The organism is Rhodopirellula halodulae (genome assembly GCF_020966775.1).
Classification (GTDB): Bacteria; Planctomycetota; Planctomycetia; order Pirellulales; family Pirellulaceae; genus Rhodopirellula; species Rhodopirellula halodulae.
In genome coordinates this window covers 424,443-449,333 of sequence record NZ_JAJKFV010000002.1, presented here as the reverse complement: position 1 = coordinate 449,333, position 24,891 = coordinate 424,443, and the positions used below count along the sequence as shown (strand labels likewise).

Below are 24,891 nucleotides of genomic sequence, written 5' to 3'. Positions count from 1 at the left end.
CGTGAACCGGGTAGGTAAGTCTCATCGGCTGTTAACTTCTTCTCCGTAGGCTTTGGCTGGGCGAGTATCGCAGGCACTTGGCTCGGATTGTTTCCAATTGAGGAGCATTCTGTGTCATCGCTTTATCTCACCGAAGACCTATCTGCTGGCGAGCTTTCCGCTGAGCAGCGTGAACAACGTGTCGTCGAAATCCTGGCGGTCGGACTGACGCGTCTGAATCGTCGAGCCGGACTGTCCCAAGCAACTGAGCGGGATGGTTCCACTTCTTTGCCAATCTCTGGCGACTCCGCCGCATCTCGGCTTGAGTCTCTTTCGGATTCTGGGCTGACTGTTCCCAACCGTTAACCCGTTTCAGATTTCCGCAAACGAGACTACTGATGCAACGAGGCACCGAACCCGATCCTGCCATCCACCGACACTCTGTCCACCAAATGCGTCAACAACTCGATGAAGCAGGCGAAGAGATTGAACAACCGATCGATCAAAACACCGCCGATCAGCATCAACGCCGCGTTGTCGAACTTCTCGGGATCGCACTGGCCCGATTGAACGGCCGCGGCGGATTGAGCAAAACGACCGAACAAGACGGCACCGAACCCTCGGAAACCTCTGGCGACTCAGCCGCATCTCGGCTTGAGTCTTCTCCCGACTCTGGGCTGACTGTCCACAACGGTTAACGCACCCGAGATTCTCGAGAAGGAGACCCAACCGATGGCACTGAACGTGACCAGGGAGGTTCGGAAGATGGAGAAATGCTCCGTCCGCGACCTTCGCAAGCAGTACGCCGAAGTTTTCGGCGAAGCGACCAATGCGTCGAACAAGGATTGGCTGATCAAGCGAATCGCATGGCGGATGCAATCGAACAAAGAAGGCGACATTTCCAAACGGGCTCGTCAGCGAGCGTTGGAGATCGCATGCGATTCTGACGTCCGCATGTCGCCTCCGCCGGAAACGCCCAAACCGAAGCCGCCGCCGGACCGCAAATTGACGGAGTCATTCCGGCCATCGATCGACAAGCGGCTTCCTCCACCCGGAAACCTCATCACCCGCAAATACAAGGGACAACTCCATATCTGCAAAGTCCGCCAAGACGGCTTTGAGTACGACGGCGAATTTTACAAGTCACTGACCGCGGTGGCGAAAGCGATCACCGGCCAGCACTGCAGCGGCTACGCATTCTTCAACATTCAAAAGGCGGATCCATGAAAAAGACCGAAACCGAGAAAACGATCCGCTGCGCGATCTACACGCGGAAGTCGACCGAAGAAGGACTCGACCAGGAGTTCAACTCGCTTGATGCCCAACGTTCATCGGCCGAGAACTTCATTGCCAGTCAAGCTAGTGAAGGTTGGGTCGCACTGCCGACACATTACGACGACGGTGGTTTCACCGGCGGGAACATGGACCGGCCGGCGCTCAAACAAATGATGGCGGACATCGACAAGGGAAAGATCGACTGTGTGGTCGTCTACAAAGTTGACCGTCTGAGTCGATCGTTGCTCGACTTCTCTCGCATGATGGATGAGTTCGAACAAAAGAAGGTGTCATTCGTTTCGGTTACCCAGCAGTTCAACACGACTTGCAGTATGGGACGGCTAACGCTGAACATTCTGCTCTCCTTTGCCCAGTTCGAACGCGAAATCATCTCGGAGCGAACACGAGACAAGATCGCCGCTGCACGACGTCGAGGCAAATGGTCGGGTGGGATGCCGGTGCTCGGGTATACGGTTCCGGAGGGAACATCCAAGTTGGTCGTCGATCCGATGGAGGCCGATCGCGTTCGGGCCATCTTCGATTTGTACCTCGAACGCAAGTCATTGTTGGGAGTCGTCGCAGAATTGGATCGCCGCTGCTGGGTTGCCAAACAATGGACAACGCGGAAGGGTACCCAGCGTGGCGGCCGGCCGTTCTGCAAAACCAGCCTACACCGCCTGCTGACGAACGTGACCTACCTTGGGAAGCTGAGGTACAAGGATGAAATCCACGAGGGCGAACACGAAGCGATCGTCGACGAGGAAGTCTGGAAGAAGGTGCAAGCTCTCATGAACCGCAACGGACGATCCGGCGGCGGCGAGGTGAAAAACAAGTTCGGCGCATTGCTTCGAGGACTGCTTCGCTGCAAACCCTGCGATTGCACCATGATTCCTTCGCATTCGACGAAGCCGAACGGCAAGCGTTATCGGTACTACGTATGCGCCATGGCACAAAAACGAGGCTGGGCAAACTGTCCAACCAAGTCGGTGCCGGCTGGCGAGATCGAACGCTTCGTCGTCGACCAGATTCGTTGCATCGGCCGCGATTCGGACCTTGCCAAGAAGGTGATGGAACAAGCCGAAGTTCAATCTCGCACCCAAATCGCAGCGTTCGCCGATGAGGAACATCTGCTACTGAAGAATCTCAGCCTATGGCAAACGCAACTCGGTGAAGTGCTTCGCAAGTTGCCGGCGATGGGCGAAGACTCGGTGATGCTGGGAATCCTGGCCGACCTGCAAGACCGGATCCGTGAAGGCGAGAAACGCTTGGCCACCATTCGGATCGAATCCGATCAACTCGCCCGATCCAAAGTCGATCCGGACTCGGCGACCGAGACGTTAGCCCACTTCGATGATCTCTGGCAATCGCTTGTCCCCAGAGAACAAACCGAGTTGATTCAGATGCTGATTCAAACGATCGAGTACGACGGCGAGGCCGGAAAGATCTCGATCGCGTTTCATCCTTCAGGAATTGGTGTGATTGAACAACGATTGCTTGCGGGGGCTACCGAATGAACTCACCAATTGTCTTCGAAGCTGACCTGACCTTTGAACGTCGTGGGGCCGGATCGCGACGAGTCGCGACCGACGAGAAGCCGGACGAAGATGATCTGCCAGACGGGCGTCTGATGAAAGTGACCAGGCTGATGGCGTTGGCGATTCGGTTCGAGGAACTGATCGCCGACGGTGTCGTGACGGACTACGCCGAGCTCGCGCGGCTCAGCCTGGTTTCCCGAGCACGTGTGACCCAAATCATGAACCTGCGATTGCTCGCTCCGGACATCCAAGAAGCCATCCTGTTCGCCCCGGAAATTCGCAAGGGCCGCGATCCAATTTCCGTTCGCGACATGCAGCCGATCACCCTCACCGCGAATTGGAAACACCAGCGAGACAGGTGGCGGGAACTTTCCTCGCGGCTGGGACCAAACGTGTCCACCGACGCCCAATAATCGCCGGCATCGCTGCTTTCGTTAATGCCAGCAATTTCACTGGCTGGCCGCAAATCGTTTCCCGCTTCCAGGATGGAGTGACAGATGACCCCACGAACGTTTGGTGCTCAAATTCGCATTCGACGCCTTGAAAAACACCTCGAACAGGCACAACTCGCCCAGCAACTTTGGATCTCTCCGCAGCACCTGGCCTCGTTGGAACATGGTGAGTTCGAGGAAGGCGATGACGATCTGATCGAGAAACTGGACGTCATTCTTGATTCGCCGCTATGGGACCGCCTGGCCTTCGATGGCTTCCGACAACTTTTCCCCAAACGATCAACGCTTCCGGATCCCGCATTCGTCCCTGCATTTGGAACTTTATCCAAGTATTCACCGGTTTTCTTTTCGCCGTGTGACCAAACGTGTCCACCACTATCGCAATGCTAGCAATTCTCAGTGACGGGGCTGGGTGAATCGGCAGGATGCCCAATCAGATCGCTCGAACAGCAGGCCACGGACGAGCGGAACGGAGACCCAATTGGAACGGTGGTGGAATCCGCCATCGCCCAGCCTCGTCGCACTTTATCAGCCATTCGGAATGGAACTGACCTTTTTCCCCATGGACGCTTTATGACCTGTTCGTGATCCGCTTTGGACAATCGATGCACACCCTTAACTATCAACGATTCACCAACTTGCCATTCTTGCTATCGATCAAACCACAACGGCTTCGGGAATTCCTGGAGCCGTTTCATGATTACCTTTCTGCGAGGCAATTGCATCTGGACCAGAACGATCTTTCCCACGAGGAATACGTTCAAAGGCTCTCTGAAGTATTTGCTTCTCCCGATGCGGATACGCCATCGCCCCTTCTGGATGCATTGCATGTCGTGAACGGCCTCACCGGCCGAGCGACAATCGATCTCCTGTTTGATCAAATCGACGGACTGATCGACACATTTCAAAACGAAGACGATCCATTCCCCGGAGACGTGGCCATCGAAGCGTTTCTCCGCGATCGCGATCGAGCAGAACGAATGCTCAGCCATCATTCCGCGCAATCGCGACGAGCGTTTGCATCGTTTCAGTCACAATCGTCATCGCCGCCGAAACTAGTGACGGATCTCGCGATGGGGACTCGCACATTGACCCGAGACCTCGACCAATGGTTCTATCGACGCGGTTGTGGCCGAGGGGCCGCAGCGCAGTGCAATCAGAACGACGGTTCGCTGTATGTCTTCGTCAGCCATGGCACACCAATGCGTCGATTGGATGTACTCGAGCAGGGATTGCCGGAATCGCTCATCTGTCGGCCTCTGAAGCATGATGTCGCGGTGTTCGACAAACTGATTGGCGAGTTGCGAATCAACGCTGAAACTATCCCGCAACGCGAGATCTACCGACGCTTGATTGGCAAGCATTTGTTCGGCAACGAAGAGATGTTTCCGCCGGGCGAAAAGTTCACGCTGGGTCCGCTGCTGGAATACGGCGAGGCTGCATTATCGGTCGCGATGATCGAAGAGCTGACGAGTGTCGAATGTCACTCGGTCAAGATGTTGCTACCAGGGCACAAACCCGAGGAACTGACCTCCAGACGACAGGATGTACTCGAAGTCTTGGAGCAAAGAATGCAGTGGCTTGCACGCCAAGGCTACGAGGACATTCGTTTGACGGAAGCGAAGTTCAATCTGCTTTTCGCATCCAGCCGACGATCCCGAGTCGTGACAATCAAACCTCCCAACGTCGCAATCTACAGTCGCGATGGCGATAGCGAAATCGTCGAACGATTCCTTCGTGACCGAGGCTTCATCACCGAGCAAGACTGGCAGCCCTATGCGATCGATGGAGCCGTTCTGGCGGGCAGCTAGGCGTTGCAGAAATGAGACGACGCTTGCTCATTGGCGTCAGATGCTCGGCGAGCAATTGCCATTCTTCGAGCATCTCTTGCTGGCGACGGACCAGCTCGGCAGTCACATCCCGGGTTCAACCTGCGAATGGACTTGGTGGGATGTCGAGGTCCGCGATCAGCAGTCCATCTACGCAACGGATGCGACGACGATGGAAACTCAAACGTTGCCTCGACGCGACGCCGTTGTCTTCCGTGTCAATGTGCCGCTGATCTTTCGCAGTATCTGCCGGGCGGCTGACTGGCGATGGGACTATCACGAGGTTCGAGAGGCTGAAGGACTTTCTCGGATCGCGGTCGATTCACACTCTCCAAGTGTCCAGCTTTCAATCTTCTATGCGAGCGGTGACTTGGACGCTTCGCTGGTTTATCTCGCAGCTGTCAGCAATAAACCATGCGTGATCTTTCGGAGCAGCGGTGGGGATCTCGATGCAAACTCGCAATTGATGTTGCAACGGATGCAATCGATTGAATTAGCGTTGCCGCAATGCACCGAACTCGGCGATCGAGGCATCGTCACGCTCAACGATTCTGCGATGCAGCGTTTAACGGACTTCCGCCGACAACACATTCCGCCACCGGAGCCCAAGCCGCAAAACCAATGTCTCGACGTTCCGGCCGGAACAACTTGGAACTCCGTCCAGATTCACTTTGTTGATTACGAGACCATTCGCGTCAGCGTCCCAGGATCGTCCGGCATCTACCACTACACGCAACTTGGAATGGCCAACAGTAGAAACGCCAAGCCCGTGAAGCAGTGGCAATTGCTTCGCACCTACGCCGACAACCACGGGGTCTTAACTTGGCGCGACAGCGGCGCCGCTCAGAATGTCAAAAAGCAAACTCAGGAGCTGAACAAAAAGCTGATCGCATCGCTGGGCATCGAGGGAACATCGATCGAATACGACAGGTCCATCAAGGGATACCGCACCGTCTTCAGAATTGAGGCCGACGGTTAGTGACCGTGAAATTTCGTCGAGTCGATTCCAAAATCTCGCAGAAAAATCACGGTTCATTCCGTTCGGCGATTCGCTTTCAAATCACCATTTGTTCGTCGCATTCAGAGCGAAATTTCAACCCGCCAACGAGATTTCGCCAGTAAGGGACGACAGGTTCAGTTGATCCAAACATCGACGCAACATCGGACAAGTCCCGGTGAGCCAACTCTTACTGCCTGTCGTTGGTCGCCGCGGATCAATCCGTTAAGGAGATCCCACGATGGAACTCGTTCACAAATCGTCCCTTTCACTTCAACGCCAGCTTCTGGTCGAAACGCTTCAGCGAGTCAATTTCGGCCGGCTGGAGCACATCCGATTTCGCAGCGGCCAGCCGGAACTGCATGACGAGTCCAAGATCGTCCGCGAACACAAGTTTTCGGCGGAGAACGGTCCACGACCCGAATCGGACAAGTCCGACTTCACGCTGAAGCGTCCGCTCGTCGAGCTGTTCCAGTACTTCGATCAACGGGGCGACGGCGAAATCGATGTCCTCGAAGTGAAACACGGCTTGCCCTTTCGCATGATTGTCGTCGAGCCGGCGGCTTAACGCAGACCTCAGCGTCAACCGTTCTTACAACACAAACCTGACATTCAGCCGGCCGCAAAGCGGAGGCGATTGTGGGCGACACCAATTCAATTTGGTGCGACGCAATTGCTCCGATTTTTTTTGGCCTGCATCGCTTGGTCGCCTACGCCTCGGCTTGTCTCCGGCAAGGAGATATTCCGTGACTCAGTCCATTTCAAACTTCAATCCGCTCGAAGACACGTTCACACGCAGGCTGGTCCAACGCAAAGCCAATCAATTGATCGGCAAGTATGGCTACACCGAAATCGACCGCGACGATCTTCAGCAGAACATGTACCTGCGAGTGCTTCAGAGCCTGCGGTCGTACGACCCTAATGAAGGTCACCAAAACAAGTTTATTACCGCGGTGGTCGAGCGATACGTCGCGAACATCGTTCGCGATCGCTGTGCCGAGAAACGATGCGATGCGGACACTGTCTTGCTGAGCACGCCACTTTCTGAAGCTGACGGGGAGTCGATCCGCGTCACTCACACACTCTCTGGTTCATCGAATGATCGTCACACCGGTCGATCGCGCCGAACCGACACCGAAATCTCGCAATTGCGATTGGACATCCAAGCTGTCATCGACGAATTGCCGGCCGATTGGCAACAGATTGTCGAGCTACGTAGATCATTTTCGATTACCGAGATCGCAGAACAGATAGGCGTGGCACGAACAACGATTTCAGCACGTTTCCAAAAGATCCGGAAGCGTTTCGCAGAGGCCGGGCTGGCCGATTATTTCCAAGCCACTTCGTCGGCTCGAACGTGAACCGGGTAGGTCTATTCCCGGCGGCGGCCCGGTGTTCGTGTCGACCGGCAATAAGCAGCACGCATTCATCAGGAGGCTATATGCCGGAACAAGCACTCGACATCGATCGCCGCGTCCGTCTTTCGATTGCGGTCGGTCGGTACGTTCGATCAGCGAACCGTTTCAACGAAGCGTCACGCGAATTCACCGAAGCGTGCGACTCGCTGCGGAAACAACTCGGACCCAGTCAACGGTTCGTCACGCAAGCCGACTTCAAGCACTACCTCGTGTCCAGTGATCGAGCGGGGAACCTCGACGTCGAAACCATCGAATCTCTCTAACCATCCATTCAAACACTTGTCCAAGGAATCCTTCAACTAGTGACCAATTTACTCGAAACCATACAATCCGGCCGGCAAGCCAAACCGCCTCGTGTTTTGCTCTATGGCGTCGAAGGGATTGGCAAATCAACCTTCGGCAGCCAAGCCCCCAAGCCGATCTTCATTCAAACCGAAGACGGGCTCGACGAGATCGACTGCGATCGATTCCCTTTGGCCACCAAGTTCGATGACGTGATCGCAGCGTTGAAATCGCTCGTCAGTGAAAAGCATGATTACGAAACCGTCGTGATCGATTCGCTTGATTGGCTCGAACGTCTCGTCTGGGACAAGCTCTGCCAGCAGTATGGTGTTGAATCGATCGAGAAGGTCGATGGCGGATACGCTCGCGGCTACACCCACGCAGTGACGCTTTGGCGAGAAGTCCTCGATTTGCTGAACGTCCTTCGTTCTCGCGGGATGGTGATCGTGCTGATCGCCCACTCCAAGGTCGAACGCTTCGAGGATCCAGAAAGTTCTCCCTACGACCGGTATTCGCCGCGACTCCACAAACACGCCGCGGCCCTCATCAAGGAATGGTGCGACGCGGTCTTGTTTGCGACACGCAAGATGCGAACACAGACCGAGGAAGCCGGTTTCAATCGCAAACGTACGGTGGCTCACGCGATCGGTAAGGACGGTGGCGAACGAGTGATGCGTGCCTATGGTTCGCCGAGTTGCGTGGCCAAGAACCGTTACGGCATCTCCGAGGAGCTCTCGCTTTCCTGGCCCGCGTTCATGTCTGCCATGACCGTCAACTAACCCAATTCCCTTTCTCGATCTTCCCTTCCACTCAACCAAGGATCCAACCATGGCAAACCTCCAAGGCTTTGATGCCAGCACCGTCGAACCAGCCGATGATCTTGAACCGATCCCCGCCGGCAAGTACGTCGCCGTCGTCACCGATAGCGAAGTGAAGCCGACCAAAGCGGGGACGGGATCGTATCTTCAGCTGACCTTCCAAATCATCGAAGGCGAATATGCCAATCGGCTGCTGTGGGTGCGAATCAATCTCGACAACCCCAATGGAACCGCCGTCGAGATTGCTCGGCGAGAACTGTCTTCGATCTGTCGATCTGTTGGCGTGCTGACTCCGAATGATTCCACCGATCTCCACAATCTGCCTTGTTTCATTCACGTTCGTGTCAAGCGCCGATCGGATACCGGCGAGTTGCAGAACGAAGTGAAGGGGTATTCGCGGCGCGACGCCTCTGCTCAGCCGGTTGCGGCGAGCCAAGTCGCCTCTTCAACGCCGGATGCTACCGGTGCCGATGCCCCGCCTTGGAAACGATAGCCGCGGCTTCTCTTGAAATCGTTCCAAGGCAATCAGACGCCCGGCTGGCAAGGGAATGCCGGCCGGGCGTTTTCTTTTTGAAGACGCGGAAACACCACGAAGCAATGCACCAACTGACTCTACCTTATCCGCCTTCGGTCAATACTTATTGGCGACATGTCGGCCCGCGAGTCCTAATCAGCAAGCACGGCCGGCAATACCGCACCGCGGTCTGCAATCAACTGCGGAGCAAACGCATCAAGCCGATCGAGGGCGATTTGATCGTCGACATCAAGGTCAATCCGCCAGACCGCCGGCGACGCGATGTTGATAACGTTTTGAAAGCACTGCTCGATTCACTCCAGTTCGGAGGTGCGTTCGAGGACGACAGCCAAATCGTGCGGCTGACAATCGAAAAGCACGAACCGTTGCCGAAAGCCGGCAAAGCAACCGTTCGCATCCAAGCATTGCCGGCGGACATGGAGTTGATCAATGCGCGGACGTGTCTGCGTTGCGGATACCTTTTCGATTCAGAAGGTCCTCATAACCGCATCTGCAATGTCTGTACGATGATCAACCGTGGGCTTCCGGAATACACGCCCGTCGTCCGCGGACTCAAGCGTCACAACGGCAAGGTGATCCGATGAAGCTGCGCGGCTACCAACAAGCCGCGGTGGATGCGGTCTACGATCACTTGCGAAATCGAAATGACAATCCTGTCGCAGTACTGCCGACCGGAGCGGGCAAATCGCTGGTCCTGGCGAAGATCGCTTCCGACGCCGTCTCGCGATGGAGTGGCCGCGTTCTGATCCTCGCCCACGTGAAAGAACTACTCGAGCAGAACGCCGACAAGGTCCGCCGTCTGTGTCCCGAGATCAAGGTTGGGCTGTATTCAGCTGGCCTGAAAAAGCGAGACACCAATACGCCGATACTCGTCGCTGGCATTCAGAGTATCTACAAGCGTGCCTGCGACCTCGATCCCTTTGATCTGATCGTTGTCGATGAAGCCCATCTGATCAGCAAGAAGGGTGATGGGATGTATCGGCAGTTTCTCGCGGATTGCAAAGTCATCAATCCTCACGTGCGCGTGATCGGTTTGACGGCTACTCCGTTTCGGCTCGACTCCGGCATGATCTGTTCGCCGGACCATTTTCTCAATCATGTCTGCTACGAGATTGGCATCAAAGAGCTGATCCGCGACGGATTCCTTTGCCCGTTGATCTCAAAGGCCGGCGTCAATCGTGCTGACTTCTCTGGCGTCCATGTCCGAGCCGGCGAATTCGTGTCCGACGAAGTCGATCGGCTTGCCGGCGAAGACGCGCTCGTCTCGGCTGCCTGCGCCGAAATCGTGGAATTCTCGTCCGATCGTCGAGCGGTTTTGATCTTCGCCACTAGCGTTGCACACGGTCAGCAAGTCGTCGAAACGCTAGGGAAGAATCACGGGATCGAATGTGGATTCGTCACTGGGCAAACGCCGGCGGCGGAACGCGATGAAGTGCTGGCCCGCTTCCGAGGTGATGAATGCAATTCACTCTTCGGCCGGGAACCGCTGCGATATCTCTGCAACGTCAACGTACTGACCACGGGCTTCGATGCACCTCGTGTGGATTGCGTGGTGATGCTGCGACCAACCATGTCGGCCGGTCTGCTTTATCAATGCGTGGGCCGCGGCTTTCGCCTGCATCCAAACAAACAGAATTGCCTGGTCCTCGACTTCGGTGGCAATATCGAACGCCACGGGCCGATCGACCAAATCAAGCCGAAGGAAAAGCAAACGCGAACAGGCCAGTTGCCTCCGGCGAAAGAGTGCGAGAAGTGTCACACACTGGTCGCATGTGGATACGCGAACTGTCCTGAATGCGGTCATCCCTTCCCACCGCCTGATCGCGAATCGCACGAAGCACAAGCGAGCGAGGCCGGCGTGCTTTCGGGCGAAGTCACCGACACAGAATACGACGTCCATGATGTGGTCTATCGCATTCACCGAAAGCGGGACGCCGAAGACGACGCACCTCGGTGCCTGCGAGTCGACTACATGATCGGCCTCGATCACTGGCAAAGCGAATTCATTTGTATCGAGCATTCTGGCTTCGCGAGACGCAAAGCCGAAACCTGGTGGCGCGAGCGATGCCTCGATCCCTGTCCAGAGAATGCAGACGAGGCTCTTGAACTGGCCGACGCCGGATTGCTTGCCGCCACTGAAGCTATCACTGTCCGCTCGATCGCTGGCGAACGTTACGATCGCATCATCAAGTATCGCTTGTCCGAGATACCGAACACCGCTCTTGAAGAGGTGCCTTTCTAGTGTCGAGCGTTCGGGAACAGGTCGCCATCTATCGCCAGCGAGGCTGGTACTGTGTGCCGCTGCGCCCAAGGTCTAAATCGCCACCGCGGCGTGACTGGACCAACCTGCGATTGCAACCCGAAGTCTTTCCCGAGAATTCCAACATTGGCATCATCCTCGGCGAACCCTCGGGCTGGCTCGTCGATGTCGACCTAGATTGCCCTGAGGCGATTGAACTTGCCGACCAGTATCTACCGCCAACCCCAGCGATCACCGGCCGGCCATCATCACCGAGATCACACCGTTGGTACATCGCCATGGGAGCGAGCACCGAAAAGCACACCGACGCCGGCGGGGCGATGATCGTCGAGCTTCGGTCAACCGGTGCGCAGACGGTGGTCGGCCCCAGCATCCATCCCAGCGGTGAAGAATATGACCGGCTCGATGCCGAACCCGTGACCGTTCCCGCTCCAATGCTGGCTGCCTGCGTGAAAGCTCTCGCTGATGCGGTGATCGTGCGACGTGGAGGAAGCGTTACCGCGGATAAGCCAACGTCGCCGCCAGTCTCGCCAACTGACGCGACCGACGTCGAAACCCGGGCCATCGCCTACCTGGCCGCGATGCCGCCGGCAGTCTCCGGCAGCGGCGGGCATTCGCAAACCTACGCCGCGGCGACAGCGCTCGTTCACGGCTTCGGCATCGACCCAGATCGCGCGCTGGCAATCCTCGCCGCCGAATACAACCCTCGGTGCAATCCGCCCTGGTCCGAGAAAGAACTGCGGCACAAAGTCAACCAAGCGGCGACCAAACCGCATGACCGACCATTCGGCTGGCTGCGGGATGAATCATTGACAGATCCGTCGGTTGACCGAGTCGACCTCAGCAGATTCATGACAAAGCCAATGGTGGTTGCGTCGCTCGATGAGAAACCTGAACCGAAGCTCACGACGACGCTCGATCCAGGACATCTTCCCGAGCGACTGTTCGAAGTGCCTGGATTCGTTCGTCGCGTCATGGATTTCACGCTTGCCAACGCACCGTATCCAAATGTCGGCCTGGCGTTCTGCGGTGCGATGGCGTTGCAGTCCTTCCTAGCCGGGCGAAAGGTTGCAACAACCGGCGACCTACGAAGCAACATCTATCTGCTCGCCCTCGCCGGCAGTGGAACAGGCAAGGAGTTTCCTCGAAAGGTCAACTCGCAAGTACTATTTCAGATCGGCGAATCCAAATCGATCGGCGACAAGTTCGCTTCCGGGGAAGGCGTCCAGGACGCCTTGGCACGGTCCGGCAAAATGCTGTTTCAGAACGATGAGATGGACGGCGTGCTGCGTCAGATCAATCTGGACCGCGAGAACAGTCGTGAATCCATCCCCAACATTCTGCTCACGCTCTACACATCAGCCGGCGACGTGTATCCGCTCCGCGTGAAGGCAAACCAGAAGGATGCCATTCATGTCGATCAACCGCACTTGACGCTATTCGGCACCGCGACGCCGCAGCATTTCTACGAATCGCTCTCGAAGCGGATGCTGACCAACGGATTCTTCGCTCGACTGAACATCATCGATGTCGGAAAACGCGGCAAGGGTCAGACACCCGGATCCGCCCGCAACCTACCCGATGCGATCCTCGACATCGCAAAATGGTGGGCCGACTTCGAGCCCGGCGGCGGCAACTTCATGAGTGTGCATCCGAAGCCGAGCAGCGTACCATTCACCGGCGATGCCGAGGCCGCCATCACCGAACTTCGTGAGCAAACCGAAGTCGAATATGACAAGGCAGATGACGCTGGTGACGAGGTCGCAAGAACGGCGTGGAGCCGCACCTGCGAGCATGCCAAGAAGCTGGCTCTGATCTACGCCTGCAGCGAGAACCACGTCGAACCAAAGATCACGCTTGCTGCGGTACGTTGGGCCAGCGAGTTCGCGCTGCATCAAACCCGCCGGCAACTCTACCTCGCATCAGTCCACGTCGCCGAGAACCCGTTTCATAAAGAGTGTTTGAAGCTGCTCAACAAGCTCGCCGAAGCGAAGAACAAAACGGTCGCTCGACGTGACTTGATGCGAACAATGAAACTTAAATCTGCCGAGTTTGACCAGGTCGTGTTGACGCTTGTGCAACAAGGGGAGATCGAACCCACCGAAATTAAAACCTCCGCCCGAACGACGCAGGGATACACCGCCGTTGGTGCGTGAGAAAGCGTCACCGAAGTGTCACCAAGTGTCACGGATTCGGGACACGTCGACGTCTTGAAACCGTATTTGAGGACTCGTCCAATCGCATCTGTCCCGAAGTGTCGCCGTTCACGGTGACACTTCAGTGACACTTGGCAGAGGGAAAAACGCTCTCATTTGTTGATAAAAGTCTCTCTCTTCCTAATCGTCAACCTGTCATGCCCACACTCCCGCGATGCGTGTTTGCGCGTCCGCGGGGGAAAGAGTGACAGGTTCCGGTGATACTTTTAGATGTGAGTACGAATCCGCCTTCTCAAAGGTCAGAAATGCGTCTGCACATTGCTTCCGTATACGAGCAACCAACTTCGCGCGCATTGCCTCGGACAAGTTGGGCTCTGGAACGTTGAAGCCTATCCGCACAACGCCCTGTTACTGAAAGTCACGAGTTCCTATGTTTGTTCCGCCAATCGTCATCTATATCGTCGCCGCGTCGTTTCTTACTGGGATTCTGTTGCCGTTGGTCTTGGGCGCATGGGGGCAACGAGGTCGGTCTGGTGCAATGCTCGGAGTTTTTGGTGGGAGTCTGTTAAGTGTGCCAGCTGGGCTGCTCAGCGGTTCAATCCTCTGGAGCCTTCTGGAGGAGACGAGTTCAATGCCTGAAGTCGTTGCGATGTTTGTCGGCCCCCTGCTCGGTTGTTTCGTTGGGACATTCGTCGTCACGCTGATCGTGCGAGAGTCGGCGGTGTGGATCGCGGCAAATCGAGAGCAAAGTCGTGTTGTTCCGGGCCATCATCCGACTAGAACCGTCGGTCAATCAAACTAAGCGAACTGACCGCGGAAAGTCGCAAGGCAAGGTTCACCATACATGGAACACTCGCCATGGGACACGGTCGAACAGTGTTCGGCGATTGTCGTCGGCCTGCGGATGGGTCCTTCCAGGGCGAGCAAGTTCGTCCCAGGGCCGCGGGAACAGCCGCGCTATTAGGCACAGTTTGTTTTGCTTGTCCGAATAGCCTTGCGAACCTGATTTTGCCGTAAAGTGTCTTCGTCGAAACTACTCGCAGACGCGGAAATCAAGATGGACCAGCCAATCAAGTTTTACAGTACGGGCGATGAATACGGCGAGTTTTCGAACTTCGCTGCGTATCCCATACGAATCGGCAATCGTATCTGGCCGACGAGTGAGCACTACTTCCAGGCGATGAAGTTCAAGGACAAAAAAGACCAAGAGCAGATTCGAAAAGCGAACTCGCCGATGCTCGCGGCAAGGATGGGGCGTGATCGCAAGCGTACCTTGCGCAAGGATTGGGAATCCGCCAAAGTGAACGTCATGCGTGAAGCACTGCTCGCGAAATTCACGCAACACGAAGAACTCCGAGAGTTGCTGCTCGGCACCGGCGACGCCAAAATCATCGAACACACAACGAATGACGATTACTGGGGCGACGGTGGCGATGGCCGAGGGAAGAATATGCTCGGCAGGCTTCTCGTCGACGTCCGTTCTACGTTGAGGGAAGACTTGTCGAAACCGAAGCTCGAGTAGGACGAAACAACGTGACACAGCCAACGATCCATGTCATTGCTGGGCCGAACGGAGCTGGCAAAACGACGTTCGCAATGCGCTACCTACCAAAATGTGTTGGATGTCGCGATTTTCTCAATGCTGACTTGATCGCCGTAGGTCTGTCCCCTTTTGATCCCGATTCGCAGGCGGTGCAGGCTGGACGATTGATGCTTTCAAGAATGGAGGAATTGTCCAACCGTGCCGAGACGTTCGCCATTGAAACCACGCTTGCTGGCCGCACCCATTTTCGGCGATTGCAGCGCATGAAATCGGAGTTGGGATATCTCGTTGAGTTGGTGTTTGTTTGGTTGCCCAACGCTGATTTTGCGATTCAGCGAGTAGCCAACCGGGTTCGCCAGGGCGGGCACAACATTCCAACTCCAACAATCCAAAGGCGGTTTGAGCAAGGCATTGCAAACTTCAAGAATCACTTCGTCAGCCTCGCTGACCGCTGGGGCGTCCTCGATGGAAGTTCGTATCCAGCATCGCCTATAGTATTCGGGGAAACCGAGAAATTGCGTTTGATTGACAAGACCGCATACGCAACGCTCAAAAGCCAAACGCCAGCGTTGTTAGGTGAGTTTGACTTTGATTCACCCGCGGAAGCGAGCGAATTCATCTCAAATCTTGAATCAGCTGCTAACGAGACAACCAGGACGATCATCGATGCCGCTAGCCGTGTCCCCGCACAAATCCTGACTTGGCGTAACGGGCAAGTCGTCTTAGTTGATCCTGTTACAGAACGTTTCACTACAAGCCAGCCACCCAACTAAACAACCAACCACCGACCGAACCCTTCCGTTTCTCTCCTCGCCTTGGAAGGGCTTTTGCACATGCAGGTCGAAATGTGGTCGCTTGATCGGATCAAGCCTTACGAAAAGAATCCTCGCATCAACGATGACGCGGTTGCTCCGGTCGTCCAATCCATTAATGAATTCGGTTTTCGGCAACCGATCGTCGTGGATCCCGACGGTGTCATCATCGTCGGCCACACGCGTTGGAAAGCCGCCAAGCAGCTGAATCTTGCCGAGGTGCCGGTCCATGTGGCCACGGACCTCGAACCCGAAGCGGTAAAGGCCTACCGCATTGCCGACAACCGCACCGGCGAGAACGCCGAGTGGGATTTCGATCTGCTGCCGCTGGAAATCGGCGAACTGCAAAACGTCGGATTTAATTGTGAATTGCTGGGATTCAACAGCGACGAGTTGGCCAAGCTGCTCGATCCAGGTGTTGAACCGGGACTGACCGATCCTGATGATGTGCCAGAACCGCCCGACGATGCTGTCACGCAACCGGGTGACCTTTGGATTCTCGGAGACCACCGGCTTTTGTGCGGCGACTCGACCAGCGTCGAAGACCTCGATCGATTGCTCGCCGGCGCGAAGATTCAACTTTGCAATACGGATCCGCCGTACAACGTGAAGGTCGAACCGCGCAGCAAGAACGCGATCGCTGCCGGAAACAGCTCATTTGAGGCCGGCAAGGGCAAGTCCAAAGACGGACCGAAGAAGATGCGAGCCAAGGACCGGCCGCTGACCAATGACTTCGTTTCGGACGAAGAGTTCAACCGATTGCTCGAAGCCTGGTTCGGAAACATTGCTCGCGTTCTCGAACCCGGCCGCAGCTTCTACATTTGGGGAGGCTTCTCCAACATCGCAAACTATCCACCCGTGTTGGCCAAGGCGGGCCTGTATTTCTCGCAGGCCATCATCTGGGACAAGATGCACCCCGTGATGACGCGCAAAGACTTCATGGGCGCACACGAATGGGCATTCTACGGATGGAAAGAAGGGGCGGGCCACAAGTTCTTCGGGCCGAACAACGCGACGGATCTGTGGCATGTGAAGAAGATTCCGCCACAGCAGTTGGAACACCTCACCGGCAAACCGGCAGAACTCGCCGTCATGGCAATGCAGTACTCGTCACGGCGAGGTGAAAACGTCCTCGATCTCTTCGGCGGCAGCGGTTCGACGTTGATCGGGGCCGAACAGACCGGCCGCAATGCGTTCTTGATGGAACTCGACCCTCCGTACTGCGACGTCATTGTCGATCGCTATCAACGGTTCACCGGCAAAGCCGCCGTGCTCGAGCGGACCGGCGAGTCACCGATCCCCGTCGGCACGCGCGAGGAGAACATGCGATGAACGCAGCGATCAAGCCTTTCGGTGTCGCCACATATCATCGTAGAAGTAAATGTGCTCTGCGTTCAGGTACCGGGCAAGCCGATCGAGTTCCGATTCGTCTTTCAACACTTCGGTTTGCCGACTGGTCGCGAAATACTCAGGCTCAGCGGGGCGAGGTTGAAGCGATCGCAGTTCGCCGCCTTCAATCAACTCGATGGCTTCGTCGGGATCCAGGTAACCATCGACGAGAATTGGTAAGACGTGTTCTGGGTAGCCATCAAAGTGCAAGTACGTGGCGAGGATTCCCCGATCGAAAGTCTGCGTGGCAATTATTGCTCGTGTGGACATGGTTCAGTTTCCTTGGCTTGAAGAATTGGATTTGGAAGTGCCGCCGGAAAGCCGTTCGACGCGATCCGGCGGAATGGAAAGCATCAGCGACCGGCCGTTGTCCCAGTCGACATCGAGTTGCAGCCAATCGTGTTGCGGATAGACGCCGGCCACCGTTCCTGGCGTGCCGGCTGGGATCGGATCGGGGTCATCGCCCATCTCGATCAGGCGGACGCGATCGCCCGCCTTAAAGTCGCATTTGGTTTTCATCAATTTCGAACTCCGTTGGTTTCGTCGAGTAGCGTGGCGACCTCCGATAGCTGAGCGTTGATGAGATTGACCGCTCGAACGTGATGCCATCGCAGGTCTTTGCAGTCCGGCCGCATCATGCGATCGAGTTGCAATTCAATGTGTCGCAGCAAGTCACGAGCGATCTGATGACCGTTCTCATAAGCCGGGGCCGGCTCGATCGGCCGAGGTTTGAGGGTTTGAACTTTGTTCATCGTTGTCGTCCTTTTTCGTTGAGGAAGATTTCGGTTCCGTTCTCGAGTTCGACCTTGGTGGCACCGGCGCGTTTTGCATCGGCGACAATGGTTTGAACTGGCAGCAGTTCGTCGACTTCAATTCGCCGGCCGTTGGCGAAGACAACAGTCGATCGCCAGCGTTGCGGTTGCAGGTTCTGCATTTGGTTCTCCGTGTTCGTAGAAAGAGATGGCGTTTGCGTTAACACACATGAGCCATGCGTTCGCCAACACAGCAAGCGAACATTGGAAAACAGGCGGAGAGATTCGCCATGTTTTTCGGCTTCAAGAAATCGCGGCCGTCGTTGCCGCGTGTGGGCTCGTGAAGTCGCGGACCAAGTAGCCGACCCACGAAAAAACGCCCGACCGTGGCCAACGTCGGGCGTGTGTGGCGAAGTGTTCGCCGAGGGGTGAAATGCTGGCGGTTACAAGCCGCGCGGTACCAAAACGTACGAGCCCTCGCCGGTCACCGGATACGTTTCACCGGCGGCCGTTCGGGCGAACAAGGTTTCGCCATCACGAAAGACACATTCAACCTCCGTATCCACCGTGCTGTTCTCAATCGTCCGCAAGGCATACGCGACGCCGGGCTCGGGCAATGCTTGCTCACCGTCGGCCAAGTCTTCGACCTCTCGCAAATCATAGAAGTGCTTTTGCATCAAATCGCTCCCTTTCGTTTAGCTTCGCACCGTGAACCGGCCACGCTCGGTCTTGACGAATCGGCTTTCTTCGCCCTTGGCCAAGTCGCGAAGAATCGCCGAGTACAGCGTGGCGTGCGGCGTCTTTCCGCCGGGGCTTTCCCAAAGATTCTGGTCGACCATCGCGACGATCATCTCCTGCGTGTTCATGGGTTCGCCGGCGGATTCCAAAACCTGCAAAGCGGCTTTCACACAGGAAAGCTTTTTCTCGCCGGCGGTGTTGGTATCGGACTTCTTCTTGGTTACTCGCTTCTTTGCTCGCGCGGCGGGCTCTGCAGTCGACTCGGTCGTCCGCGCCAGTCCTTGCAACCGGCCGGCCGTCTTGATGCGGACCTTCTTGTTTGTCGTAAGGTTGGTTGCGTCCCAACCGCCCGAGGCGTTCTCCGCGTCGATCCGCACAACGACCTTCTTGTTCGTCACCTTGGCGTAGTACTCGCCGCCGATCTTTACATCTGCCTTTTTCATGTTTGCGTCTCCCAAATTGTGTTCATGGTTGGCTGCCATCGTCAGGCCGCGGGAACCACCCGCGACGACGCCGGCCCAATTCATTCGAGGAAAGAGGCCGGCGTTTCGGCTTTCGGTTCACACGACCCCGCCAAGGTTGCTCTTGCGAAGCAGGTCGTACATTTGGAGGAAGAGAAAGTGCTCGTCGAGCAGCGGTCCGGCGTGGCCGCCTTGGTCCGCGTCGGCCTTTTCCAAAGCGTCGGCCAGCGGCTTCAGGTTGTCGGCGATGCGGTAGTAGCTTTCGCGAATCTCTTGGTAGGTCGTCGGGTCGAGTTGTTGCATTGCGCTGCGAAGGTCGGCGGTCTTGTTTTCTTTGGCCATGGTTCGTCTCCGGTAGGAAGGTCGTAGTTCTTGGTTCGCCCCGTCGGCGTTAACACACATGAGCCATGCGTTTCGCAGCACATCAAGCGAAGTCCGGCAGCAATTCGCAGTCTTTTGAAAGGTTCTTCAAAGACTGCGAAGAATGCCGTTACTAGGGCGAAATCACTCGGCCGTGTTGCGGCGAAGTTTTGCGGCCAGCCCGTCGATGGTGTCGTGCAGGTCATCGAGTTCACCAAAGACTCGTTCGAAGTTGGCGTTGTCAGACGCCGCGGCAAGCGGTATGTCTTTGACCGCTGCGTGCAAATCCTCGATCAGTTCGAGCGTTTGCGTGTGCAGGTAAAGAAGGTCTGCGGAAGTTGGGCGGGCAGTTGCGTTGGCCATGTGTCTGTCTCCGTAGGCGGGAAGCGTGAAAACCGTTTCGGTGACACACATGAGCCATGCGTTTTCAAACACAGCAAGCGAAGTCCGGAAGGAATCTGCAGTCTTTTTGCAGCTTTGGGTTGGTCAGCGACGTTCGGCCGAGACGCCGTTCTATGGGCATGCGGCAAAGAACCCGCAAACAAGAAAACGCCGCGACAGGTTGCGAACGTCGCGGCGTGTTGGGCAAGGAAGCGTCTGCCGATCAGTCTTCATCCGACGCGAAGTGCTTTTTCAATTCTGCCAGTTGTTCACAAAGATAATTCAAGGAGCCGACGTGGCCCCAATCAATCGGGTGTTCGTCGTTTCCCGTCGCTGGCAAGTCCTCGACCGTTTCGTGTAGTTTTTCCAACAAGGTCAAAGCTCGAATGTGCGCAGCCGCGTACGCGTCTTCAATCTTCTCTCGGTTCTTCATTGGTTCATTCATGTGTTGTTGAATAGAAAGGCCGGCGGCGATCTTTCTCGCCGCCGGCATGTTGGTTCGCGTTTAGCAATCGCGGCAGGTTTCCCATGCCCGTTTGCTGCCATAGCAAAGCTGCCCGCCTTCGACGATGTAGACCATCGCGTCTTCGGCGACGTCCTGGTCGTCCGCAAATTCGTGCGGGTCGTCATGCTCCGCTTCGTTCATCTCCGCGCCGCTCGTGACGCCAGCGATGAGGTTTTCAAAGGGCCAGTTCTGTTGCGTCATCAAACGCACTTCGCAGTCTTCGCCGTGCTCGTCGCGATACTCTTCAAGCAATCCGATCAATTCGCCAAGGGTCATGTTTGTTTCTCCGTTTGGGTGAATGAAAAACTGTCTTCCGATGACACACATGAGCCATGCGTTCCCGAACACAGCAAGCGAATCCAGCCACTAATTCGCAGGGTTTTTCCATGTTTCAGCGGTCCGCCGACATCGCCCATAAACCGCCCCAGTCACGTCGGCGATATTGATGGCCACCTACGTTTGACCTACCCGACATCGCCCACAAACGGCGAGTGTTGCCGCCACAAAACAAAGAAACGCCGCGGGGGTAATTCGTGGCGTTTGGCGTGCGAGTGTTGTCTGGCAATCAGATTGCCTGGTCGTATTTGCGGGCCAAGTCGAGAAGCTTCTTTTTGACCGGGCGAAAGTCGCATCCGTTTTCGCCGGCGGTCAGTTCACCGAATCGCTTGTTGCGAAGGTCTCCCTTGTACCAACCCTTGGTCCAACCCAGCCGGTAGAAGAGCCGGTTCAATTCCGTTTCCCCGTGGCCGGCGTCAGGTCGGTCCCAGCAAGATTTCGTTCCCGGCTTCTTGGCGTAGTCCCAGCCCGCACATCGTTTTTGGTTCAAGGCGAGTTCAGCCAAGCCCAAAATCATTTGGATGTAGCCGATCAATTTGGTTTTGTTGAGCGTTCCGGCGAAGGCCCGAATCTCAATCCGTTGCCGGCCGCGGGCCAAGTGTGTCAGGTTCAAGAGGTGGTAGCGGTCTCGTTCGCATCGTGTCTTTGCTGCGTCCTTGTTGCCGTAGGTTTTGATTTGCTTCGCCCATTGGTTTCGTTCGCGGCGTCGTGTTCCGGTCGATGCGTAGATGGCCTTTTCATGGTTGGCGATCAGGGAAATCAGTCGGGCCAAGGCCGCCGCGTCGCCGTTCCAAGAAATGGTGATGTGCAGCCCGCAAGATTCGTTGACCCGCGCCCCGCGTTCTTTGATCGCGTCGACCGCGGTCCCGACGTTTTCCAAACCCTCGCGTCCGCGAAGGACCGGTGAAACAAACTCGCAAGGTTTGCGGCCGGCCGGCGTGCGGATGCTGCCGTCGCGTTCGGCTTTCCAACCCGCCGGCAGCCAGGAAACCGGAAGGCCGTTGTGATAACCGCCGATCGGCGTGCGGTCGTTTCCGGGCATGTGGGTTTCGATTTCGATACCGAAGGCGATGTCGTTGGCGTGCAAGTTTGTGTCTCCGAAAAGCATGGAATTCGTTTTGCGTTGACACACATGAGCCATGCGTTTTGAGACACCTCAAGCGAAGTTCGAAAGTAATGTTCCAGTAATCTGCAGCTTTCTTTTCTTGCCCACAGGCGGCCAGTTTTGGCCCCACATCGCCGCCGAAAACATGCGGCCACTGACCGCAAACATGCACATGCTCGCGACAGTCGCGAACTTGTTGGCGCAGTCGCTATTCAACCCACGGAGCCCGCCATGGAAGGCAGCCACGAAGAACTGAACCCGAATGCGATGACCGCCGAACAAACGGCCGCGCTGTTCTCCAAGTTGCGCAGGCGAAAGGTTCCCGTGGCCGAAATTGAAGCCGACATCGAGGACGGCTCGCCGACGACCGCCGCCGGCCGCTTGAACTTGTTGACCTACACCGCATGGATGTTGAAGGAGGCCGGCCGTGGCGAATGACCCACGCAAACTGAAACCGAGCGAGTGCTGTCGGCTACTCAACTCGACGCCCCTCGGCACCGTGATCAACGAACGGCAGTTGCATCGGCACCGAGTCGAAGCAGGCAATCGCATTGGAGACGGCCGGCACGTTGACCTGCTAGCGTACGCCGATTGGCTGCATGAGAAACGACACACACCGAAACCGGTTTCCGATGTCGATCCGTACGCAAAGCTCAAAGAGAGTGCCCGCGCGCGAAACGCCGCCATCGCTCTCGCCGGTCGCGACATCGGAGAATTGCCGGCGGTCGAGAATCCTGAACGCAAAGCGATGGCTGCCGGTTCATTCCGAGCGTTCTGCGAAGCGTACTTCCGGTTGACGTTTCATCTCGAATGGTCGCCGGACCACTTGAAGGTGATCAACAAAATCGAAGAAGCCGTCATCCGCGGCGGTCTCTTCTCGCTCGCCATGGCTCGTGGCTCCGGCAAGAGCTCACTCGCAGAAGTCGCTTGCATTTGGGCGGTGCTGAACGGTTATCGAGACTTCGTTTGTTTGATCGGTAGCGACGAAGGCCACGCCTGCGACATGCTCGACTCGATCAAAACCGAACTCGATAGCAACGATCTGCTTGCCGCCGACTATCCCGAGGTCTGTTTCCCAATCCAAGCCCTCGACGGAATTGCTAATCGCGCCAATGGCCAGCTATTCGAAGGCAAGCGAACACAAATTGGATGGACGGCGAAGGAAATCGTCTTGCCAACCATCGCCAGCAGTAAAGCCAGCGGCGCGATCATCAAGGTTGCTGGCCTGACCGGTCGCATCCGCGGCATGAAGTTCAAACGCCCCGACGGGAAAACGGTCCGGCCGTCGCTCGTAGTCCTGGATGACCCACAAACCGACGAGTCCGCTCGATCGCTATCCCAATGCGCCAATCGCGAAGCCATCCTCGCAGGCGCGGTCCTCGGACTGGCCGGCCCCGGCAAGAAGATCTCAGGCATCATGCCCTGCACGGTGATTCGACCCGGAGACATGGCCGACAACATACTCAGCCGCGACCTGCATCCGGAATGGAACGGAGAACGGACTCGCATGGTCAACGCGTTTCCAACCAACGAAACGCTCTGGCAACGCTACGCGGAGGTCCGCGCGGAAGGATTGCGGTCCGGCGATGGTGGAGCCGCCGGCACCGAGTTCTATCGCCAAAACCGTCAGGCGATGGATGCCGGCGCGGATGTCTCGTGGAAGGAACGCTTCAACCACGATGAACTATCAGCGATCCAACATGCGATGAACTTGAAGCTTCAGGACGAAGCCGCCTTCTTCGCCGAATACCAAAACGAACCGCTGCCGGAAGAAACCGTCGGTGCCGATCAACTGACCGCCGACCAAGTCGCTGCCAAGATTAACAACCTGCCTCGTCATCGAGTCCCGATCGCCGGCAATCATTTGACCGCATTCATCGACGTCCAAGGCAAGCTACTTTTCTACGTCGTCGCCGCCTGGGAGGACGATTTCACCGGCTACGTTGTCGACTATGGTACCTACCCCGATCAACAACGAACCTACTTCACGCTCCGCGACGCTCGGCACACATTGGCTACCGCCGCTGAGGGAACCGGACTCGAAGGCAGTATCTATGCCGGCCTCGAGGCATTAACGAGCGAGCTCCTCGGCCGCGAGTGGCAACGTGACGACGGTGCGGCGATGAAGATCGGTCGATGCCTAATCGACGCCAACTGGGGGCACTCGACCAACGTCGTCTATCAATTCTGCAGGCAAAGTCCCCACGCCTCGATCCTGCTACCTTCGCATGGCCGGTTCGTCGGCGCGTCGTCCAACCCCTTCAGCGAATACAAACGCCGGCCGGGTGATCGCGTTGGACTGAACTGGCGAGTCCCAACCATCCATGGCAAACGCGCCATTCGCCACGTGATCTACGACACGAATTGGTGGAAGTCCTTCACGCACGCGAGGCTTGCCGTTGCCATGGGCGACCGAGGCTGCCTTTCCATCTTCGGCGATCGCGCTGATCAACACCGAATGTTCGCCGAGCAAGTCACCGCTGAGTACTACGTCCGAACCGAAGGCCGCGGCCGAACCGTTGACGAATGGAAATCCCGCCCCGAGCAACCCGACAACCACTGGCTCGACTGCCTCGTCGGCTCTGCTGTCGCTGCTTCCATGCAAGGTGCGCTGCTGTTCGGTACGGACATGGAACGAGCATCTAGAAGAAATCGTGTTAGTTTTAGAGAAATGCAGCATCGCAAACGCAGCTGAGTCACAGGAAAAAAAACATGCTACAAAACATAAACTTAAGGGATTTGCAGGCCGTAACCGGTGCCGAGCCTGAGCAGGAATGGACCATGTGAGCATCCGTTGCCGCAACATTTTCGCCGGCCGTCATCACTGCAACGACGGTTCCTACGTTGGTGGAGAAGACAGACGCCACCAACCGAATCAAGAACTTTCTACTACAAGAGGGCTGCAGGTCGGGTTCCGGCTGGGCGAATCGTTCCTCGACAAAGTAGGCGTGACCAAGCGAACCTCGCAATTGA

32 protein-coding genes and 1 other RNA gene are annotated in these 24,891 nt (G+C 56.5%); 21 read left to right on the top strand and 12 right to left on the bottom strand.

Going from position 1 to position 24,891, the window contains the following annotated elements; translation table 11 throughout:
* Nucleotides 1–111 precede the first annotated feature (111 nt).
* From LOC70_RS02555 to LOC70_RS02465, 19 genes are all read left to right on the top strand, one after another.
* Nucleotides 112–345, top strand: coding sequence for a hypothetical protein (locus tag LOC70_RS02555; protein WP_230251655.1), 234 nt, complete (start codon nucleotides 112–114; stop codon nucleotides 343–345).
* A gap of 32 nt (nucleotides 346–377) precedes the next feature.
* Nucleotides 378–677 carry a hypothetical protein gene (locus LOC70_RS02550; protein ID WP_230251654.1) on the top strand — a complete coding sequence of 100 codons (300 nt, stop codon included), beginning with the start codon at nucleotides 378–380 and terminating at the stop codon, nucleotides 675–677.
* Nucleotides 678–711: 34 nt separating this feature from the next.
* Nucleotides 712–1,206, top strand: coding sequence for a DUF2924 domain-containing protein (locus tag LOC70_RS02545; protein ID WP_230251653.1), 495 nt, complete (start codon nucleotides 712–714; stop codon nucleotides 1,204–1,206).
* Nucleotides 1,203–2,768 carry a recombinase family protein gene (locus LOC70_RS02540; protein ID WP_230251652.1) on the top strand — a complete coding sequence of 522 codons (1,566 nt, stop codon included), beginning with the start codon at nucleotides 1,203–1,205 and terminating at the stop codon, nucleotides 2,766–2,768. Before LOC70_RS02545 ends, LOC70_RS02540 begins: the two co-directional genes overlap by 4 nt.
* Nucleotides 2,765–3,202, top strand: coding sequence for a hypothetical protein (locus LOC70_RS02535; RefSeq protein WP_230251651.1), 438 nt, complete (start codon nucleotides 2,765–2,767; stop codon nucleotides 3,200–3,202). The genes LOC70_RS02540 and LOC70_RS02535 overlap by 4 nt, the downstream gene beginning before the upstream one ends.
* Before the next feature lie 84 nt (nucleotides 3,203–3,286).
* Nucleotides 3,287–3,631 carry a helix-turn-helix domain-containing protein gene (locus LOC70_RS02530; protein WP_230251650.1) on the top strand — a complete coding sequence of 115 codons (345 nt, stop codon included), beginning with the start codon at nucleotides 3,287–3,289 and terminating at the stop codon, nucleotides 3,629–3,631.
* A 215-nt stretch (nucleotides 3,632–3,846) separates the two neighbouring features.
* Nucleotides 3,847–5,052 carry a hypothetical protein gene (locus LOC70_RS02525; RefSeq protein ID WP_230251649.1) on the top strand — a complete coding sequence of 402 codons (1,206 nt, stop codon included), beginning with the start codon at nucleotides 3,847–3,849 and terminating at the stop codon, nucleotides 5,050–5,052.
* Between the two features lie 40 nt (nucleotides 5,053–5,092).
* Nucleotides 5,093–6,049 (top strand): hypothetical protein, encoded by a 957-nt coding sequence (locus LOC70_RS02520; protein WP_230251648.1) that lies wholly within the window; start codon nucleotides 5,093–5,095, stop codon nucleotides 6,047–6,049.
* Between the two features lie 259 nt (nucleotides 6,050–6,308).
* Nucleotides 6,309–6,635: a hypothetical protein gene (locus tag LOC70_RS02515; RefSeq protein ID WP_230251647.1), complete on the top strand. Its 327-nt coding sequence runs from the start codon at nucleotides 6,309–6,311 to the stop codon at nucleotides 6,633–6,635.
* A gap of 178 nt (nucleotides 6,636–6,813) precedes the next feature.
* Nucleotides 6,814–7,428 carry a sigma-70 family RNA polymerase sigma factor gene (locus LOC70_RS02510; RefSeq protein WP_230251646.1) on the top strand — a complete coding sequence of 205 codons (615 nt, stop codon included), beginning with the start codon at nucleotides 6,814–6,816 and terminating at the stop codon, nucleotides 7,426–7,428.
* Nucleotides 7,429–7,508: 80 nt separating this feature from the next.
* On the top strand, nucleotides 7,509–7,748 hold the full coding sequence (locus tag LOC70_RS02505; protein ID WP_230251645.1) for a hypothetical protein: 240 nt from the start codon (nucleotides 7,509–7,511) through the stop codon (nucleotides 7,746–7,748).
* A 39-nt stretch (nucleotides 7,749–7,787) separates the two neighbouring features.
* The gene (locus LOC70_RS02500; protein ID WP_230251644.1) at nucleotides 7,788–8,546 is read left to right on the top strand and encodes an ATP-binding protein; all 759 of its coding nucleotides are present in this window, start codon (nucleotides 7,788–7,790) and stop codon (nucleotides 8,544–8,546) included.
* 49 nt (nucleotides 8,547–8,595) lie between these two features.
* Nucleotides 8,596–9,078, top strand: a complete 483-nt coding sequence (locus LOC70_RS02495; RefSeq protein WP_230251643.1) for a DUF669 domain-containing protein — start codon at nucleotides 8,596–8,598, stop codon at nucleotides 9,076–9,078.
* Between the two features lie 104 nt (nucleotides 9,079–9,182).
* Nucleotides 9,183–9,704, top strand: a complete 522-nt coding sequence (locus LOC70_RS02490; protein ID WP_230251642.1) for a RusA family crossover junction endodeoxyribonuclease — start codon at nucleotides 9,183–9,185, stop codon at nucleotides 9,702–9,704.
* On the top strand, nucleotides 9,701–11,362 hold the full coding sequence (locus tag LOC70_RS02485; protein WP_230251641.1) for a DEAD/DEAH box helicase: 1,662 nt from the start codon (nucleotides 9,701–9,703) through the stop codon (nucleotides 11,360–11,362). The genes LOC70_RS02490 and LOC70_RS02485 overlap by 4 nt, the downstream gene beginning before the upstream one ends.
* Nucleotides 11,362–13,536: a bifunctional DNA primase/polymerase gene (locus LOC70_RS24430; RefSeq protein ID WP_230251640.1), complete on the top strand. Its 2,175-nt coding sequence runs from the start codon at nucleotides 11,362–11,364 to the stop codon at nucleotides 13,534–13,536. Before LOC70_RS02485 ends, LOC70_RS24430 begins: the two co-directional genes overlap by 1 nt.
* A gap of 1,018 nt (nucleotides 13,537–14,554) precedes the next feature.
* Nucleotides 14,555–15,058, top strand: a complete 504-nt coding sequence (locus LOC70_RS02475) for an NADAR family protein (protein WP_315857184.1) — start codon at nucleotides 14,555–14,557, stop codon at nucleotides 15,056–15,058.
* Between the two features lie 11 nt (nucleotides 15,059–15,069).
* A complete protein-coding gene (locus LOC70_RS02470; protein ID WP_315857183.1) occupies nucleotides 15,070–15,852 on the top strand; it encodes an AAA family ATPase in 783 nt (260 codons plus the stop codon).
* 60 nt (nucleotides 15,853–15,912) lie between these two features.
* On the top strand, nucleotides 15,913–17,223 hold the full coding sequence (locus LOC70_RS02465; RefSeq protein ID WP_230251638.1) for a DNA modification methylase: 1,311 nt from the start codon (nucleotides 15,913–15,915) through the stop codon (nucleotides 17,221–17,223).
* A 9-nt stretch (nucleotides 17,224–17,232) separates the two neighbouring features.
* Here LOC70_RS02465 and LOC70_RS02460 read toward each other — a convergent pair whose 3' ends face one another.
* From LOC70_RS02460 to LOC70_RS02405, 12 genes are all read right to left on the bottom strand, one after another.
* Entirely contained in the window at nucleotides 17,233–17,550 is a 318-nt protein-coding gene (locus tag LOC70_RS02460; protein ID WP_230251637.1) for a hypothetical protein, read from the bottom strand.
* Nucleotides 17,551–17,553: 3 nt separating this feature from the next.
* Nucleotides 17,554–17,799, bottom strand: coding sequence for a DUF4314 domain-containing protein (locus LOC70_RS02455; protein ID WP_230251636.1), 246 nt, complete (start codon nucleotides 17,797–17,799; stop codon nucleotides 17,554–17,556).
* A complete protein-coding gene (locus tag LOC70_RS02450; RefSeq protein WP_230251635.1) occupies nucleotides 17,799–18,032 on the bottom strand; it encodes a hypothetical protein in 234 nt (77 codons plus the stop codon). Before LOC70_RS02450 ends, LOC70_RS02455 begins: the two co-directional genes overlap by 1 nt.
* A complete protein-coding gene (locus LOC70_RS02445) occupies nucleotides 18,029–18,214 on the bottom strand; it encodes a hypothetical protein (protein ID WP_230251634.1) in 186 nt (61 codons plus the stop codon). The genes LOC70_RS02450 and LOC70_RS02445 overlap by 4 nt, the downstream gene beginning before the upstream one ends.
* 261 nt (nucleotides 18,215–18,475) lie before the next feature.
* Nucleotides 18,476–18,709: a hypothetical protein gene (locus LOC70_RS02440; RefSeq protein ID WP_230251633.1), complete on the bottom strand. Its 234-nt coding sequence runs from the start codon at nucleotides 18,707–18,709 to the stop codon at nucleotides 18,476–18,478.
* Between the two features lie 18 nt (nucleotides 18,710–18,727).
* Nucleotides 18,728–19,213, bottom strand: a complete 486-nt coding sequence (locus tag LOC70_RS02435) for a winged helix-turn-helix domain-containing protein (RefSeq protein ID WP_230251632.1) — start codon at nucleotides 19,211–19,213, stop codon at nucleotides 18,728–18,730.
* Between the two features lie 26 nt (nucleotides 19,214–19,239).
* Nucleotides 19,240–19,324: hammerhead ribozyme type II (locus LOC70_RS02430), an RNA gene on the bottom strand.
* 6 nt (nucleotides 19,325–19,330) lie between these two features.
* Nucleotides 19,331–19,633, bottom strand: a complete 303-nt coding sequence (locus LOC70_RS02425; protein ID WP_230251631.1) for a hypothetical protein — start codon at nucleotides 19,631–19,633, stop codon at nucleotides 19,331–19,333.
* A gap of 102 nt (nucleotides 19,634–19,735) precedes the next feature.
* Nucleotides 19,736–20,005: a hypothetical protein gene (locus tag LOC70_RS02420; RefSeq protein ID WP_230251630.1), complete on the bottom strand. Its 270-nt coding sequence runs from the start codon at nucleotides 20,003–20,005 to the stop codon at nucleotides 19,736–19,738.
* A 190-nt stretch (nucleotides 20,006–20,195) separates the two neighbouring features.
* Nucleotides 20,196–20,405 carry a hypothetical protein gene (locus LOC70_RS02415; protein WP_230251629.1) on the bottom strand — a complete coding sequence of 70 codons (210 nt, stop codon included), beginning with the start codon at nucleotides 20,403–20,405 and terminating at the stop codon, nucleotides 20,196–20,198.
* Between the two features lie 72 nt (nucleotides 20,406–20,477).
* A complete protein-coding gene (locus LOC70_RS02410; RefSeq protein ID WP_230251628.1) occupies nucleotides 20,478–20,753 on the bottom strand; it encodes a hypothetical protein in 276 nt (91 codons plus the stop codon).
* Nucleotides 20,754–21,042: 289 nt separating this feature from the next.
* Nucleotides 21,043–21,921, bottom strand: coding sequence for an amidoligase family protein (locus tag LOC70_RS02405; protein WP_230251627.1), 879 nt, complete (start codon nucleotides 21,919–21,921; stop codon nucleotides 21,043–21,045).
* Nucleotides 21,922–22,185: 264 nt separating this feature from the next.
* Here LOC70_RS02405 and LOC70_RS02400 point away from each other — a divergent pair, with 264 nt between their 5' ends.
* Both LOC70_RS02400 and LOC70_RS24425 read left to right on the top strand, forming a co-directional pair.
* Complete coding sequence (locus tag LOC70_RS02400) at nucleotides 22,186–22,356, top strand: hypothetical protein (protein WP_230251626.1); 171 nt, start codon at nucleotides 22,186–22,188, stop codon at nucleotides 22,354–22,356.
* A complete protein-coding gene (locus LOC70_RS24425) occupies nucleotides 22,346–24,613 on the top strand; it encodes a terminase gpA endonuclease subunit (RefSeq protein WP_230251625.1) in 2,268 nt (755 codons plus the stop codon). Before LOC70_RS02400 ends, LOC70_RS24425 begins: the two co-directional genes overlap by 11 nt.
* Nucleotides 24,614–24,891: the final 278 nt, after the last annotated feature.